The sequence below is a fragment of the Actinomadura graeca genome, assembly GCF_019175365.1.
GTDB classification, from domain to species: domain Bacteria; phylum Actinomycetota; class Actinomycetes; order Streptosporangiales; family Streptosporangiaceae; genus Spirillospora; species Spirillospora graeca.
The window spans coordinates 353,117-368,487 of record NZ_CP059572.1 but is presented as its reverse complement, the minus strand read 5'-3'; the positions used below and the strand labels follow the sequence as shown (position 1 = coordinate 368,487).

Below are 15,371 nucleotides of genomic sequence, written 5' to 3'. Positions count from 1 at the left end.
TGCCGCCGCTCATGCCGACACCGCCCGCGCGCCCAGGGCCCGCACCGCCGCCGCGAACCGGCCCTCCGGCGCCGCCGCCGCGACCGCCGCCGCGTCGGCCGCGGTGTCGACGTCGGCCAGCACCGGCAGCGTCCCCACCCGCAGGCCCGCCGCCAGCAGCCGCCGCAGCTGCGCCGCACCCGTGCCCGCGCACGACATCGGCACCCCCCGCAGCAGCGCCGCGTCCGGGCGGCGCAGCCCCAGCAGCCAGAACCCGCCGTCGGCCGCCGGGCCGAACACCGCGCCGCAGCACGCCAGCCCCCGGCACGCCCGCCCCAGCAGCGCCGGCGTCACCTGCGGGGTGTCCATCCCGATCAGCACCAGCGGCCGCCCCGCGTAGGCGTCGGCGAACGCGTGCGCGAGCCGCTCGTCCAGCCCCCCGCCGCGCTGGGCGAGCACCGCGAACCCCTCCGGCAGCCACCGCCCCGGCGCGCCCTCCAGCACCAGCGTCCGCCGCGCCGCCCCCGCCGCCGCGACCGCCGCGAGCGTGTCGCGCAGGCACGCCTCGGCCAGCACCGCCGCCTCGCCGGGCGTGTAGGCCGGGGTCAGGCGCGTCTTGACCCGCCCCGCGACGGGCTCCTTGGCGATCACCACCAGGTCGGCGGCCGGTCCGCCGGTCACCGCGCCACCTCCGCCAGCACCCGCCGCATGTCGCGGACGGCGCGGACCGTCCCGCCCAGCGTCCCGGTCACCTTCGACGTCCCCACCCGCGGCCGGTAGGCCACCTCCACCTCCCCGATCCGCCAGCCCGCCCGGGCCGCGCGCAGCACCATCTCCAGCGGGTAGCCGAACCGCCGGTCCACCAGGCCCAGCGCCAGCAGGTCCGCCCGCCGCGCGGCCCGCATCGGGCCCAGGTCGCGCAGCCGCGTCCCGGCCCGCCGGTTCAGCGACCGCGCCAGGACCGCGTTGCCGAGCCGGGCGTGCGGCGGCCACGCGCCCCGCCCCACCGGCCGGCGCCGCCCCAGCACCAGCGCCGGCCCGCCCGCGGCCTCCAGCCCGCGCAGCGCCTCCACCAGCCGCGGCAGCTCGGCCGGGTCCAGCGAGGCGTCGGCGTCCATCACGCACACGACCTCGGTGCCGGCCGCCAGCAGCCCGGCGTGGCAGGCGGCGCCGAACCCGCGCGTCGCCGCCGGCACCACGCGCGCGCCCAGCCCCGCCGCCACCCGCGCGGATCCGTCGGTGGAGGCGTTGTCGACCACCAGCGCCCGGAAACCGTCCGGCATCCGCGCCAGCACCCACGGCAACGCCTCGGCCTCGTCGAGGCACGGAAGAACCACATCGATCACAGCCATGACGCTACTTTCGGTGACGGGCGGGCGACCCTTACGAACTGGTGACGGGCCGCCGCGCGAACTCGGCCATGCCGTCGGCGAACACCACCGACGCCTCGAAACCCAGCTCACGGCGCGCACGGCCGGGACGGGCGACGATGTGCCGCACGTCCCCGAGCCGGTAACCGCCGGTGACGCGCGGCGCCGGGCCGCCGAACGCCTCCGCCAGCGCCGCCGCCAGGTCCCCGATGCCGCGCGGCTCGCCGCTGGCGATGTTGTAGGCGCGCGACCCGCCGCGCCCCACCGGCCCGCCCGGCGCGGCCAGCCGCTCCAGCGCCAGCACGTTGGCGCGCGCGACGTCGCGGACGTGCACGAAGTCGCGGCGCTGCGCCCCGTCCTCGAACACCAGCGGCGGCAGCCCGGCCAGCAGCCGCGACCGGAACAGCGCCGCGACGCCCGCGTAGGGGGTGTCGCGCGGCATCCGCGGCCCGTACACGTTGTGGTAGCGCAGCGCCGCCACCGACCCGCCGGTCATCCGCGCCCACGACGCGGCCAGATGCTCCTGCGCGAGCTTGGTGTCGGCGTAGACGTTGCGGGGATCGGCCGCCGCCTCCTCACCGACGGCGCCCGGCCGCAGCGGCTCACCGCACCGCGGGCAGTCCGGCTCGAACCGCCCCGCCCGCAGCGCCTCCTCCGGCCGCGGCCCCGGGCGGACCGCGCCGTGCCGGGCGCAGGTGTAGGCGCCCTCCCCGTACACCACCATCGACGACGCCAGCACCAGCGCGCCCACCCCCGCGCGGGCCATCTCCGCCAGCAGCACCGCGGTGCCCTGCACGTTCACCGCCGCGTACCGGGGCAGGTCGGACACGTCCACGCCCAGGCCCACCACCGCGGCCTGATGGCACACCGCGTCCGCGCCCTCCAGCCGCCGCGCGACCTCCGCGGCGTCCAGGACGTCGGCGGGCCCGCCGTCCAGCCCGTCCGGCCGGGTGTCCAGCCCGCGGACCCGGTGCCCGGCGGCCGCCAGCGCGGCGGCGATGTGCGAGCCGATGAACCCGGCCGATCCGGTGAGCAGCACGTCCATGCGACGACCGTAGGCCGCCGCGCGCCCCCGCGAGGGCGCTGGAGGGCCGGTCAGGGCTCCTTGTTCGAACCTTGTAAGAACTACGACCCGCAGCCGGGACGGCACCCCCGGGGCGGCACCCGGGACGGCGCCGTCAGGACGCCGCGGCCAGGATCGGGGACAGCGCGGCGAGCGCCCGGTCCACGTCGTCCTCGGTGGTGGACAGGTGGAACGAGCACCGCAGCCGCCCGGCGCGGACCGCGGCGATCACCCCCGCGCGGCGCAGCGCCTCCGCGGTGCCGCCCGGCACCGGGACCGACACGATCGCCGAGTCGCCCGGCGGCAGCCCGAGCCCGTCGCGGAAGCGGCGGGCCAGGGCGATGTCGTGGTCGTGGACGGCGCCGGCGCCCACCCCCGCCAGCAGCTCCAGCGCGGGCGCCTGGCCCGCCCAGCACTGCCACGCCGGGGACATGTCGAACCGCCGGGCGTCGGCGGCCAGCCGCAGCGGCAGCCCGTAGATCGAGTCCCAGACGTCCTCGCCCGCGTACCAGCCCGCGGCGAGCGGCGCGAGCCCGGCGAGCGCCTCCGGCGTGCCGGTGAGGAAACAGGTGCCGCGCGGCCCCATCAGCCACTTGTAGCCGCTGCACACCAGCCAGTCCACGTGCTCGGCGGGCAGCGGAAGCCACCCCGCCGCCTGCGTCGCGTCCAGCAGGATCCGCGCCCCGTGCTCCCGCGCCGCCGCGACCAGCTCCCGCAGGGGGCCACCCGGCCGTCCGACGACTGCACCGCCGACACCGCCACCACGTCCACGTCCCCGCGGACCGCCTCGGCGATCCGCTCCAGCGGCACCGGCCGCACCACCAGCCCCGGGCGGGCCGCGAACGGGAACAGCAGCGAGGTGAAGTCCCCGTCGGCGACCAGCACGGTCGCGCCCTCGGGCAGCGACGCCGCCACCAGGCCCACGAAGTAGGACGCCTGCGGCCCGCACGCCACCCGCGCGGCCGGCACTCCCAGCAGCCGCGCGAACGCCGCGCGGGAACGGGCCACCGCGCCGTCCAGCGCGGCGGGGTCCATCAGCCCCGCGGCCCTGTCCCGCTCGGCCGCCAGCACCGCCTCGTGCGCCGCGCGCGGCGGCAGCCCGTAGGTGGCGGTGTTGAGGAAGGCGACGTCGCCGCCGAACTCGCGCTGCGCCTCCCGGATCGAGATGTCCATGCCCCGATCATCGGCGACCGGCAAGGCCCAGGACAAAGCCGCCCACCTCGGGCTGCGCATGCGGGTACCGGGGGGCGGTCACTGCGCGGGTCGGCGGGCGAGGCCGTTCCCCGGTCTACGCGACACCGGGACGTCGACACGCCGGGACGTCCCGCCGCGCACCGGCGCCGTACCGCTAGCTCCCGGGGAGGTGCCGGTGCAGCTCCGTGAGACGGCCCGCCGCCGCCAGCACCGCCTCGGCCAGGTCCGGCATGCGGTCCGCGCCGAACCGCACCGACGGGCCCTGCAGCGCCACCGCCGCGAACACCCGGCCCGACCCGTCGCGCACCGGCGCCGCCACCGCCCGCACACCGGCCAGGCACTCCTCCTCGTTGAGGGAGAACCCCCGCTCCCGCACGCGCGCCAGGTCGGCCTCCAGCTCGGCGCGGGTGGTCAGGGTGGCGGGGGTGTAACGGCGGAACGGCTCCCGCAGCGCCGCGGCGCCGTCCTCGAACGCCAGCAGCGCCTTGCCCATCGCGCACCCGTGGATCGGGTTGCGCGCACCCGGCGGCTGGTCATAGCGCAGCGGATGCGCCGAGGGCAGGTGCAGCAGCACCGCCACCTCGTCGCCGGCCCGCACTCCCAGGCTCACCGCCTCGCCCGTGCCGTCCCGCAGCGCGCTCAGCTCCGGCTGCAGCAGCGTGGCGCCCATCCGCTCCAGCGCCAGCCGGCCCAGGATCGCGGTGGTCGGGCCGAGGAAGTACCGCTCGGTCAGCGCGTCGCGCCCCAGCATCCCGGTGTCGTGCAGGGCGCGGACGATCCGGTGCGCCGTGCTGACCGACAGCCCCAGCCGGTGCGCCACCTCCGTCGGCGTCTGCCGCGCCGCGCCCTCGAACGACCGCAGGACCGCGATGGCGCGGTCCACCGACTGCGTCCCCGGCTTGGGCCGCCCCGCCGCCCCGTCTCCGCCGATCTCCTCAGTCACGGCTCCCATCCTCGCACCGGAACCGCTCCGCCCGGCCCGGCGGCCACCCCCGCCGGAGGCGGCGCCCGTCTCCGGCGGGCGGGCAGCGTGGGCAGGGACCGCCGAGACACCGCTCCACGTCCCGATACGACGGGGCCGACGCTGCCAGGAGAGACTGACAGCTCCCGTCAGGTGCATCCGCCCGCGGGCCGGATCACCCCGCCCGTGGTCATCGCGCCGCCCCGCCGGAGGCGCGCAGGAGGCGGCGGCCCACCTCGGCGAGGCGCCCGGCCAGCTCGGGCGGCTCGCGGACCTCGAAGTCCAGCTCCAGGAACGCGATCCGCAGCGCCGTCCACTCCAGCGAGTCGGGCGCGGTGCGCACGATGCAGGTGCGCTCGTCGACGGGCTCGACCTCCTCACCGGTCACCCGGAACCGCTCGGCCAGCTCCTCGGCCGAGGCGTGCACGGTCAGCACCGCCGGACGCACCGGGCGCGCACCCGCCAGCGACCGGGTCACGAACGCGGCGGCGTCGGCGGCGGGCAGCTCGCGCGGCGGGCACCGGACACCGGTCGGACGCGGATCCACCAGCCGGTCTACGCGGAACGTCCGCCAGTCCTCCCGCCCCGCGTCCCAGGCCACCAGGTACCAGCGGCGCCCCGCCGAGACCAGCCCGTAGGGCTCCACCAGCCGGCCGGTCCCGGCGCCCTCGCGGTCCCGGTACCCGAACCGCAGCCGCTCGCGGTCGCGGCAGGCCACCGCCAGCATCGCCAGCGCCTCGGGGTCCACGGCCGGCCCGGCGGGCGGCCCGGTCAGCGGCGTGGTCGCCGCGTGCAGCGCGTTCACCCGGCGGCGCAGCCGGCCGGGCAGCACCTGCTCCAGCTTGGCCAGCGCCCGGACCGAGGACTCCCCGATGCCCGCCACCGCGCCGCCGGCCGCGCCCCGCAGCCCGACCGCGATGGCGACGGCCTCCTCGTCGTCCAGCAGCAGCGGCGGCATCGCGGCCCCGGCCTCCAGCCGGTAGCCGCCGGTGGCGCCCAGGGACGCCCGGACGGGATAGCCGAGGCCGCGCAGCCGCTCCACATCCCGGCGGACGGTCCGGGCGCTCACCCCGAGCCGCTCGCATAGCTCGGGCCCCGGCCACTCCCCGCGCGCCTGCAGCAGGGACAGCAGCCGCAGCAGCCGTCCCGAGGTGGTGTCGGTCACGTCCCCAGTATGGCCGCCAATGAGGCCAGGAACCGACCTCATTGCCGCCTAGCGTGGGCGGCATGAGCACACGCGACACCGACGCCGGCAGCATCGTCGTCACCGGGGCCAGGGAGAACAACCTCAAGGACGTCTCCCTGCGCATCCCCAAGGAGCGGCTCGTCGTGTTCACCGGGGTCTCGGGCTCGGGCAAGTCCTCGATGGTGTTCGGCACCGTCGCCGTGGAATCCCAGCGGCAGCTCAACGAGACCTTCACCTGGCACGTCCGCGACCGGCTGCCCAAGCACGAGCGCCCCGACGCCGACGCCATCGACCACCTCGCCCCCGCCGTCGTCGTCGACCAGAGGCCCCTCGGCGGCAACGCCCGCTCGACCGTCGGCACCATCACCGACATCTACTCGATCATGCGGGTGCTGTTCTCCCGCCACGGGACGCCCAGCGCCGGGGAGGCCGGCGCCTACTCCTTCAACGACCCCCAGGGCATGTGCCCCCGATGCGACGGCCTCGGCCGCGTCGTCCGGCTCGACCTCGGCAAGTTCTTCGACACCGGCAAGTCCCTCAACGAGGGCGCGGTGAACTTCCCGCCGTTCGGCGTCGGGACGTTCGCGTGGCAGCTGTACGCCGAGTCCGGGCTGTTCGACCCCGACAAGCCGCTGCGCGAGTTCACCGGCCGGGAATGGGACACGCTGCTGCACGGCAAGGGGTTCCGCGTCCCCCGCCGCAACCGCACCGGGTCGATGGGCCACAACGCCTACGAGGGCCTCGTCGAGCGGTTCGACCGCCTCTACATCAGACGCGGCCCCGGCGCCCTGACGGGCCGCACCGGGGAGGCGGCCCGCGCCGTCGTCAGCGAGCAGACCTGCCCCGAATGCGGCGGCGCCCGCCTCAACCGCGCGGCGCTCGCGTCCAGGATCGGCGGCCGCGGCATCGCCGAGCTGGCCCGCATGGAGGTCCCCGACCTGCTCGCGGCGCTCGGCGAGATCACCGACCCCGTCGCCGCCGCGGTCGCCGCCGCGGCGGTGACACGCCTGCGGCGCCTGGACGACATCGGCCTCGGCCACCTCAGCCTGGACCGCGAGACCCGCACCCTGTCGGGCGGCGAGGCGCAGCGGCTCAAGGTCGTCCGGCACCTGGGCTCCAGCCTCACCGGCCTGACCTACATCTTCGACGAGCCCAGCGCCGGGCTGCACCCCCGCGACGTGGACCGCCTCAACCGCCTGCTGCTCCGGCTGCGCGACAAGGGCAACACCGTCCTGGTCGTCGAGCACGACCCCGGCGTCATCGGCGTCGCCGACCACGTCATCGACATGGGCCCCGGCGCCGGCGCCCGCGGCGGCCGGGTCGTCTACACCGGCACCGTCGACGGGCTGCGCGCCGCCGACACCCCCACCGGACGCTGCCTGCGCCGCGCCACCCCACTCAAGGGCGCCGTCCGGCGGCCCGGCGGCTGGATGGGCGTGACCGGCGCCCGCACCCACAACCTCAAGGACGTCACCGTCCGGCTGCCCACCGGCGTGCTCACCGCCGTCACCGGCGTCGCCGGATCCGGCAAGAGCACCCTGGTCATGGACGAGTTCGCCGCCCGGCACCCCGGCGCCGTCGTCGCCGCCCAGACCGGCATCGCCGCCACCCGCCGCTCCACCCCCCTCACCTTCATCGGCGCCATGGACCCTGTCCGCCGCCTGTTCGCCGGCGCCTGCGGCGCGGACCCCGGCCTGTTCAGCCACAACTCCACCGGCGCCTGCCCCGGCTGCGGCGGCAACGGCGTCATCGTCACCGACCTGGCGTTCATGGACCCCGTCACCACCACCTGCGAGCGGTGCCGCGGCCGCCGCTACCGCCCCGAGGCCCTCGCGCACACCCTGCGCGGCGCCACGATCGCCGACGTCCTGGAGATGACCGCCGAGCAGGCCCTGGCCTTCTTCACCGGCGGCGGCGCCGAACGGGCCATCGCCGCCCGCATACGCGCCCTCAGCGACGTCGGCCTGCATTACCTCACCCTCGGACGCGCCCTCACCGGCCTGTCCGGCGGCGAACGCCAGCGCATCAAGCTCGCCGGGGAACTGCACCGCACCGGCGCCGTCTACATCCTGGACGAGCCCACCACCGGCCTGCACATGGCCGACGTCGCCGGCCTGCTCGCCCTGCTGGACCGGCTCGTGGACGCCGGGAACACCGTCATCGTCATCGAACACGACCTGGAGGTGGTCAAGCACGCCGACTGGGTCGTCGACCTCGGCCCCGGCGGCGGCCGCCACGGCGGCGAGGTCGTCTTCACCGGCACCCCCGCCGCGCTGCTGGACCACCCCACCTCGCTCACCGCCGGGTCCCTCCGCGCCGACCTCGGCCACTGAACCGCCCCCAAGCCGCCCCGGCCCTCTCCCACCGGCCGCGACCCGCCGCCGGCGGCCCCGTAGGCTCGGCGACCATGGACGACGCGACCCGCGCGGGCGGCGGCGAGGACGGCGGGGGGCCGCCCCCCGCCGGCCCCGCCGCCTACCTGTCCGAGCTGTTCTCGCTGGAAGGCCGGGTCGCCGTGGTGACCGGCGGCAGCTCCGGCATCGGCCGCGCCATCGCCGCCGCACTGGCCCGGTCCGGCGCGTCCGTCGTGATCGTCGCGCGCCGCGAAGCCGCGCTCGCCGCCACCGCCGCGCGGCTGCGCGAGCTCGGCCGCCGCGCCGCCTGGGTCAGCGCCGACCTCGCCACCCGCGACGGTGTCCGCGCCGCCGCCGAGGACGCCGCCGCGGCGTTCGGGGAACCCGACATCCTCGTCAACGCCGCCGGGATCAACCTGCGGCCCCCGATGGACGACCTCGGCGAGGACGTCTGGGACGCGACCATGGCCGTCAACCTCGACGCGCCGTTCCTGCTCGGCCAGCGGTTCGCCCCCGGCATGGCCGCGCGCGGCCACGGGCGGCTCATCCACATCGCCTCCCAGCAGGCGTTCCGCGCGTTCGTCACCAGCGGCGCCTACGGGGTCTCCAAGGCCGGGCTGGTCGCGCTCGCCCGCTCCCAGGCCGAGGCGTGGTCGGGCCGCGGCGTCACCGCCAACACCCTCGTGCCCGGCGTCGTGCTCACCCCGCTCAACGCCCGGATCTCCGCCGACCCCGCCCGCGCGGACGCGCTCGCCGCGCGCACCATGACCGGACGCAACGGCCTGGCCGAGGACTTCGCCGGCGCCGCGGTGTTCCTGGCGGGCCCCTCCTCCGCCTACGTCACCGGCCAGGCGATCTTCGTGGACGGCGGCTTCTCCGTGCACTGACCCGCACCCCACTGCCCCGCACCCCGGCGGCACCGGCCCTCACGGCCACAGGCCCGTCATCGCGACCGCCTCCCGCGGGTCGCGCGCGTGCAGGACACCGCCGGGCGGGCGCCCCTGCTCGTCGCGGACCGTCCAGCCGCCCAGCTGCACCACCGGCACCCGGCCCCGCCGCATGGCCAGCGCCAGCTCCGACAGCGTCCCCCACGACCCGCCCACCACGATCACCGCGTCGGCGGCGTTCACGATCACATGGTTGCGGGCCTGCCCCAGGCCCGTTGGCAGCGCGACCGTCAGATCCGGGCCCGCCCCCGACCGGTCGGCCGCCGACAGCACCCCCACCACGACCCCGCCCGCCGAACGCGCCCCGGCCGCCACCGCCGCCATCACCCCGCCGTACCCGCCGCACAGCACCACCGCCGAGCGCAGCGCCAGCAGCCGGCCGGTCTCCTGCGCCCGCCGCCACTCCGCCGCCGAGCACCGGCCCGGCCCGCACACCGCCACCTGGACGGCCACGGCCGCCTACTCCGCGCCGTGCTCGCCGGCGAGCTCGTCGATCCTGCCCGCCAGATCGAAGTCCCGGCCCGTCAGCCCGCCCGCGCTGTGGGTGGTGAGCGCGAACCGCACCGTCCGCCACCGGATGTCGATGTCGGGATGGTGATCGGCGTCCTCGGCGGCCCGGGCCACCGCCGCGACCAGGTCGATCCCCGCCAGGAACGAAGGCGCCGTCACCTGCCTGCGGATCTCCCCGCCCTCACGCGCCCAGCCGGGCAGCGCGCGCAGGCGCTCGGCCACCGCGGTGTCGTCGAGCGTGTCGGCCATCTGGCTCACTCCCGTGTCGTCGGCGTGATGACCACTGCCCTCCGAGTACATCACGCGCCGCCCCTCACCCCGCCCCCGGCGTCAGGTCGTACAGGGTCGTGCCGCCGACCGCCGTCGCGGTGAACGACGCCTGCACCCACGCGGTGATCCGCCGCGCGGCGTCGCTGCCGCTCGCGGCGCGCATGCCCGTCCCGCCGCCCCCGGCGATGAAGTACCCGATCCGCCCCCCGCGGACGAGCCGCTGGAACTCCGCGAGTGTCGGCGCCGGGTCGGTGCCGTTGAACCCGCCCACCGCCATCACCGGCCGGCCGGTGGCCAGCTGGTACCCGGCGGCGGCGTTGGACCCCACCGCCGCCGCGGCCCACGTGGACGACGCGGCGCCCGCCTTCAGCACGGCGGTCACCTCGGCACCGGGCCTCCCCGCGTCGAGCAGCCCACCCGGACCGCCGCCACCCGGCCCCCCGCCGCGCGGCCCGCCACCCGGCAGACCGGCCGCGCTCCCCGGCACGCCACCGGGCAGGCCACCAGGCGGGCCGCCGGACGGGCTACCGGGCATCACGCCGGGACGGGCACCCCCCGCCCGTCCCGCCGCCGGACCCCACGGACCCGGCCCACCGCGGACGCCGCGCCCCGGCCCGGACCCGCCCGCCGTCCTCGGCCCCGCCGTCACGATCGCCCCCGAATGCGGGGTCCGCGCGGTGTCCGCCGCGTACGCGGCCGGACCCGCCAGGCACGCCGCCAGCGCCACCACGACCACACCCGCCAGGACCCGCGCCCCCAGCAGCCGCGCCGCCGCCAGCCCCGCCGCCCCGGCCAGCCCGCACACCAGCACCACCGGGCCCAGCCACGGATGCCAGCCCGGCGCCCGCCCCAGCAGCACGAACGCCCACACCGACGTCACCGCCACCACCGCCGCCAGCACCACGGCCGCCGCCGCCGTCCGCCGCCGCTCCCACAGCACCGCCGCGCCCATGCCCGCCAGCGCCGCGACCGCCGGGGCCAGCGCCACCGTGTAGTACTCGTGGAAGATCCCCCGCATGAAGCTGAACACCGCCGCGGTGACCAGCAGCCACCCGCCCCACAGCGCGAACGCCGCCCGCGCCGGATCGGTGCGCGGCGCCCGCCGCGTCGCCCACAGCCCCGCCACCAGCAGCACCAGCGCGGCGGGCAGCAGCCACGACACCTGACCGCCGATCACCGGGCCGAACATCCGCGCCCACCCCGCGTCCCCGTCGAGGTTGCCCAGCCCGCCCGTCTCCTCCCCGCTGAGCCGCCCCAGCCCGTTGTAGCCCAGCGCCAGCTCCAGGACCGAGTCGTGCTGCGAGCCGCCGATGTAGGGCCGCGACGACGCCGGCACCAGCGCCACCGCCGCCACCCACCACCCCGCGGCGGCCACCAGCGCCGCACCGGCCGCCAGCAACCGCCACAGCCTGCGCCCGACCGTCCCCGGCGCCGCGACCAGGTAGACCAGCGCGAACACCGGCACCACCAGGAACGCCTGGAGCATCTTGGCCAGGAACCCCGCCCCCACGCACGCCCCGGCGAACACCAGCCACCCGGCGCCCGCCCCCTCCTGGGCGCGGACCATCCCGTAGGCGCCCAGCGTCAGCAGCAGCACCAGCAGCGCGTCGGGATTGTTGAAGCGGAACATCAGCGCGGCCACCGGCGTGAGCGCCAGCACCGCCCCGGCCAGCAGCGCCGCCCACGCCGGGGACCGGCGCCGCACCGCCGCGTGCAGCACACCGACCGTGGCCACGCCCATCAGCGCCTGCGGGACCAGGACGCTCCAGGGGTTCACCCCGAAGATCCGCGCCGACAGCGCCATCGGCCACAGCGCGCCGGGCGCCTTGTCGACGGTGATCGCCCCGGCGGCGTCGGACGCGCCGAAGAAGAACGCCTTCCAGCTCACCGCCCCCGCCTGGGCCGCCGCCGAGTAGAACGCGTTCGCCCACCCCGACGCGCCCAGCCCCCACGTGTACAGCACGCCCGCCGCCGCCAGCAGCGCCAGCAGCGCCGGCCGGGCCCAGGACGGGTCGTCCGCCCGGCCGCGCCACAGCCGCGCCGCCGCGCCCCCGGCCCTCACGAGCCGCCCAGCCTGTACAGCCGCGCGCCCGACGACCCCGACGCGGCGGCGCCGCCGTACTCGGCCGCGTCGACGAGGGTCCCGTTCTCCTGCACCCAGGCGCCGACATCGGAGCCGCCGCCGTCGGGGCCCATGCCGCGCCCGCCCACCAGGACGTAGCGGAGCCTGCCGTCCGCGACGTACCGCTGGAGCGCGGCGACCGTCATGGCCGGGTCGCGGCCGGTGAACCCGCCCATGGCGATGACCGCCCGCCCCGTCCGCAGGATGATCGAGGACGCCTCCTGGGCGCTGGACACCGCGACCAGCCACGTCGCCGAACCCTGGTTCCGCTCCAGATAGCCGATCATCTGCGCGGTGACGCCCCCGCCGGGCCCACCCCCCGGCCCGCCGCCCGCCTGACCGCCCGCCTGACCAACCGCCTGACCACCGGGAATGACGCCGGGGACGGTACCGGGCCGGATCCCGGCGCCGGGCATGCCGGCAGGCCCGCCCGCCCCGGACGGGCCACCGCGTCCCATCGGACCGCCCCCGGGACCCCCGGCCCGGCCACCGGCCACCGGACCGGCCAGCGGGTTGGTCCCGCCGGACACGGCCGACGCCGCCGACACCGCGTACGCGCCCGGCCCCGACAAGCCCGCCACCAGCGCGAACGCCAGCCCCGCGGCGATCACCCCGGGCCGGGCGCGGCGGCTGGCCCGGCCCGCCGCCGGCGCCGCCACCGCCAGCACGGCCACCGCCAGCACCGTGGCGGCGGCGACCAGCCACCGCAGCCACGGATGCCACGACGGCGTCCGCGCCAGCAGCGCGAACGCCCACGCGCCCGTCACCGCCACCCCGGCCGGCAGCACCCACGCCCACGCCGCCGACCGCCGGTACGCCCCGTACAGCAGGACGGCGCCGCCGCCGGTCAGCGCCGCGACCGCCGGGGCCATCGCGGTGGTGTAGTACGGGTGGAAGGTGCCCTGCGCGAAGCTGAACACGGCGTAGTGCACCGCCAGCCAGCCGCCCCACAGCACCAGCGCGGCGCGCGCGGGGTCGGTGCGGGGCTGGCGGCGCAGCAGGACCAGCGCCGCCACCAGCGCGATCACGGCGAACGGCAGCAGCCAGGAGATCTGCCCGCCCAGGACGTCGTTGAACAGCCGCCCCGCCCCCGGCCGGCCGCCGAACCCGCCGCCCATGCCGCCGCCGGGCCCGCCGCGGCCGCCGCCGGGGCCGCCGTCCTCGCCGAACACCCGGCCGAGGCCGTTGTAGCCGATCACCAGGTCCCACACGCTGCCGTCGGTGCTGCCGCCGATGAACGGGCGGCTTCCGGACGGGACGGCGTCCACCGCCACCATCCACCACGCGCTCGACACCGCCAGCACCGCGCCCGCCGCCACCAGGTGCACGACCCTGCGGACCAGCCCCGCCCGCGCCGCCACCAGATAGGCCAGCCCGAACGCCGGGACGACCAGGAACGCCTGGAGCATCTTGGTGTTGAACCCGCAGCCGACCAGGAACGCCGCCAGCAGCAGGGGCCGCACGCGCCCGCCCTCCACGGCCCGCTGGCACGCCCACGCGGCCAGCACCAGCAGCAGCACCAGCAGCGTGTCGGGGTTGTTGTCGCGGTCGATGGCGACGGTGATCGGCGTCAGCGCCAGCACCGCCGCGGCGATCACCGCCGCGCGGGCGCCGAACGCGCGCCGCACCGCCGCGTACACCACCGCGACCGCCGCGACGCCCGCCAGCACCTGCGGCAGCAGCAGGCTCCACGTCCCGAACCCCATGACCCGCGCGAACAGCCCCATCACCCACAGCGCCATCGGCGGCTTGTCGACGGTGATGAACGACCCGGAGTCCAGCGCGCCGAAGAAGAACGCCTTCCAGCTGTGCGTGCCGCTCTCGACGGCGGCCGAGTAGTAGGAATTGGCGTACCCCGCCTTCGGCAGGCCCCACGCGTACAGCGCGGACGCCAGCACCAGCAGCGCCCACAGCGCGGGCCGGGCCCAGCGCGGGTCGCCGGGCGGGCCGAGGAGCAGCCGCCGCGCCCGGCCCCCGCGGGCGGGCCGGTCCCGCCCCCCGGGCGGCGCGGCCGTGGTCTGGGTGACGGTCATGACGGTGTTCCTCCGGTCTCCTCAAGGGACGATGCGGGCGCGGCGGCCCCGGCGGGCGCCGCCGGGGCCGCGGACGCGGGCGCGGGGCCCCGCCCGGCGCCGCGGGGACGCAGGCGGCGCGGATGGAAGATCCACGCCCGCATGAGCAGGAACCGCACCAGCGTCGCCACGCCGTTGGCGGCGACGAGCGCGGCGACCTCCACCGCGCGGGACGCGCCGGGCGCGGCGGCGTGCAGCAGCGCCAGGCCGCCCGTGCTCAGCGCCAGGCCGAGCAGGAACGCCGCCCCGCCCTCCAGCTGCTGCCGGAACGCGCGCCCGGCGCCGGTCACCCCGAAGGTGAAGCGCCGGTTGGCGGCGGTGTTGGCGACCGTGGTGGCCCCCAGCGACAGCGCGTTCGCCCACAGCGGCCCCATGGCCGTCCGCAGCAGGACGAACAGGACCAGCTGCGCGGCGGTGCTGAGCACGCCGATGACGGCGAAGGCGGGCAGCTGCCGGGCCATCCCGGCGGGCAGCCCCGGCCGCGCCCGGCCGCCGACCGGCGCGCGGAACGCCCCCGTCAGCATCCGCCGCGCGACGCGGGCCATCCCGCGCAGGTCGTCGCGGGCGGTGCGCAGCACGTCCACCCGGCTGTCGGGGTCGTCCACCCAGTCCACCGGCACCTCGTGGATGCGCAGCCCGTTGCGCTCGGCCAGCAGGAGCAGCTCGGTGTCGAAGAACCACTCCTCGTCCTCCACCGACGGCAGCAGCGCCTGGACGATCTCGGTGCGCGCGGCCTTGAACCCGCACTGCGCGTCGGTGAACCGCGCGGCCAGGGTGGTGCGCAGCAGCAGGTTGTAGCAGCGCGAGACGACCTCCCGGCGGGGGCCCCGCACGACCGCCGAGCCGCGGGTCAGGCGGCTGCCGATGGCCAGGTCGCTGTGCCCCGACAGCAGCGGGGCGACCAGCGGCAGGAACGCGTCCAGGTCGGTGGACAGGTCCACGTCCATGTAGGCGACCACGTCGGCGTCGCTGGTGCTCCACACGTGCCGCAGCGCCCGCCCGCGTCCCTTGAGGTCCAGCCGGACGGCCCGCACACGCGGCAGCGCGGCCATCAGCTCCTCGGCGGCCCACCAGGTCGCGTCCGTGCTGGCGTTGTCGGCGATCGTGATCCGGAACGGGTAGGGGAAGGTTTCGCCGAGGTAGGCGTGCAGCCGCCGCACGCTCGCCGCCAGCACCCTCTCCTCGTTGTGGACGGGCACGACCACCTCCACCAGCCGGCCCCGCCCGCCGCCGTCCGGCGAGGGCGGGGGCGGCCCGGCGGGCGTGCCCCGTTCGGTGGCAAGGTGACTCATGGGGACCAGGCTCACCGGCGGGCGTGGGAAGCCCCTGAGCCGTTCATGAAC

14 protein-coding genes are annotated in these 15,371 nt (G+C 77.6%); 2 read left to right on the top strand and 12 right to left on the bottom strand.

Annotation, left to right across the window (positions count from 1 at the left end; genetic code table 11):
- Positions 1–9 precede the first annotated feature (9 nt).
- The 7 genes from AGRA3207_RS01865 to AGRA3207_RS01840 form a co-directional block, all read right to left on the bottom strand.
- Positions 10–660: a TIGR04282 family arsenosugar biosynthesis glycosyltransferase gene (locus tag AGRA3207_RS01865; RefSeq protein ID WP_231332810.1), complete on the bottom strand. Its 651-nt coding sequence runs from the start codon at positions 658–660 to the stop codon at positions 10–12.
- A complete protein-coding gene (locus AGRA3207_RS01860) occupies positions 657–1,331 on the bottom strand; it encodes a glycosyltransferase family 2 protein (RefSeq protein WP_420830856.1) in 675 nt (224 codons plus the stop codon). Before AGRA3207_RS01860 ends, AGRA3207_RS01865 begins: the two co-directional genes overlap by 4 nt.
- A 31-nt stretch (positions 1,332–1,362) precedes the next feature.
- On the bottom strand, positions 1,363–2,394 hold the full coding sequence (locus AGRA3207_RS01855; RefSeq protein ID WP_231332808.1) for an NAD-dependent epimerase/dehydratase family protein: 1,032 nt from the start codon (positions 2,392–2,394) through the stop codon (positions 1,363–1,365).
- Positions 2,395–2,527: 133 nt separating this feature from the next.
- The gene (locus AGRA3207_RS40065; RefSeq protein WP_338028296.1) at positions 2,528–3,082 is read right to left on the bottom strand and encodes an aminotransferase class V-fold PLP-dependent enzyme; all 555 of its coding nucleotides are present in this window, start codon (positions 3,080–3,082) and stop codon (positions 2,528–2,530) included.
- On the bottom strand, positions 2,998–3,585 hold the full coding sequence (locus tag AGRA3207_RS40060) for a hypothetical protein (protein WP_338028309.1): 588 nt from the start codon (positions 3,583–3,585) through the stop codon (positions 2,998–3,000). The genes AGRA3207_RS40065 and AGRA3207_RS40060 overlap by 85 nt, the downstream gene beginning before the upstream one ends.
- Positions 3,586–3,760: 175 nt before the next feature.
- The gene (locus AGRA3207_RS01845; protein WP_231332807.1) at positions 3,761–4,549 is read right to left on the bottom strand and encodes an IclR family transcriptional regulator; all 789 of its coding nucleotides are present in this window, start codon (positions 4,547–4,549) and stop codon (positions 3,761–3,763) included.
- A gap of 208 nt (positions 4,550–4,757) precedes the next feature.
- The gene (locus AGRA3207_RS01840) at positions 4,758–5,732 is read right to left on the bottom strand and encodes a helix-turn-helix transcriptional regulator (protein ID WP_231332806.1); all 975 of its coding nucleotides are present in this window, start codon (positions 5,730–5,732) and stop codon (positions 4,758–4,760) included.
- A gap of 62 nt (positions 5,733–5,794) precedes the next feature.
- Between AGRA3207_RS01840 and AGRA3207_RS01835 the strand changes: the two genes are divergently transcribed.
- Together AGRA3207_RS01835 and AGRA3207_RS01830 are read left to right on the top strand one after the other, a co-directional pair.
- Complete coding sequence (locus AGRA3207_RS01835; protein WP_231332805.1) at positions 5,795–8,086, top strand: ATP-binding cassette domain-containing protein; 2,292 nt, start codon at positions 5,795–5,797, stop codon at positions 8,084–8,086.
- A 74-nt stretch (positions 8,087–8,160) separates the two neighbouring features.
- The gene (locus AGRA3207_RS01830) at positions 8,161–8,994 is read left to right on the top strand and encodes an SDR family NAD(P)-dependent oxidoreductase (protein WP_231332804.1); all 834 of its coding nucleotides are present in this window, start codon (positions 8,161–8,163) and stop codon (positions 8,992–8,994) included.
- Between the two features lie 39 nt (positions 8,995–9,033).
- Here AGRA3207_RS01830 and AGRA3207_RS01825 read toward each other — a convergent pair whose 3' ends face one another.
- The 5 genes from AGRA3207_RS01825 to AGRA3207_RS01805 are packed head-to-tail and all read right to left on the bottom strand — an operon-like array spanning position 9,034 to position 15,320.
- Positions 9,034–9,507: a TIGR00725 family protein gene (locus tag AGRA3207_RS01825; protein ID WP_231332803.1), complete on the bottom strand. Its 474-nt coding sequence runs from the start codon at positions 9,505–9,507 to the stop codon at positions 9,034–9,036.
- A 6-nt stretch (positions 9,508–9,513) separates the two neighbouring features.
- Complete coding sequence (locus tag AGRA3207_RS01820; RefSeq protein ID WP_338028295.1) at positions 9,514–9,864, bottom strand: 4a-hydroxytetrahydrobiopterin dehydratase; 351 nt, start codon at positions 9,862–9,864, stop codon at positions 9,514–9,516.
- Between the two features lie 13 nt (positions 9,865–9,877).
- Complete coding sequence (locus AGRA3207_RS39700; RefSeq protein WP_273699990.1) at positions 9,878–11,896, bottom strand: ArnT family glycosyltransferase; 2,019 nt, start codon at positions 11,894–11,896, stop codon at positions 9,878–9,880.
- Positions 11,893–13,989, bottom strand: coding sequence for a glycosyltransferase family 39 protein (locus tag AGRA3207_RS39695; RefSeq protein ID WP_273699989.1), 2,097 nt, complete (start codon positions 13,987–13,989; stop codon positions 11,893–11,895). Before AGRA3207_RS39695 ends, AGRA3207_RS39700 begins: the two co-directional genes overlap by 4 nt.
- Positions 13,986–15,320 carry a bifunctional glycosyltransferase family 2/GtrA family protein gene (locus AGRA3207_RS01805; protein ID WP_231332802.1) on the bottom strand — a complete coding sequence of 445 codons (1,335 nt, stop codon included), beginning with the start codon at positions 15,318–15,320 and terminating at the stop codon, positions 13,986–13,988. Before AGRA3207_RS01805 ends, AGRA3207_RS39695 begins: the two co-directional genes overlap by 4 nt.
- Positions 15,321–15,371 lie beyond the last annotated feature (51 nt).

What these genes read in the sequence shown, in the direction of transcription:
- AGRA3207_RS40060 (WP_338028309.1), bottom strand. Translation starts at nt 3,585, where the DNA reads ATGGACATCTCGATCCGGGAGGCGCAGCGCGAGTTCGGCGGCGACGTC.
- AGRA3207_RS01830 (WP_231332804.1), top strand. Translation starts at nt 8,161, where the DNA reads ATGGACGACGCGACCCGCGCGGGCGGCGGCGAGGACGGCGGGGGGCCG.
- AGRA3207_RS39695 (WP_273699989.1), bottom strand. Translation starts at nt 13,989, where the DNA reads ATGACCGTCACCCAGACCACGGCCGCGCCGCCCGGGGGGCGGGACCGG.
- AGRA3207_RS01820 (WP_338028295.1), bottom strand. Translation starts at nt 9,864, where the DNA reads ATGTACTCGGAGGGCAGTGGTCATCACGCCGACGACACGGGAGTGAGC.
- AGRA3207_RS01805 (WP_231332802.1), bottom strand. Translation starts at nt 15,320, where the DNA reads ATGAGTCACCTTGCCACCGAACGGGGCACGCCCGCCGGGCCGCCCCCG.
- AGRA3207_RS01835 (WP_231332805.1), top strand. Translation starts at nt 5,795, where the DNA reads ATGAGCACACGCGACACCGACGCCGGCAGCATCGTCGTCACCGGGGCC.
- AGRA3207_RS01855 (WP_231332808.1), bottom strand. Translation starts at nt 2,394, where the DNA reads ATGGACGTGCTGCTCACCGGATCGGCCGGGTTCATCGGCTCGCACATC.
- AGRA3207_RS01860 (WP_420830856.1), bottom strand. Translation starts at nt 1,331, where the DNA reads ATGGCTGTGATCGATGTGGTTCTTCCGTGCCTCGACGAGGCCGAGGCG.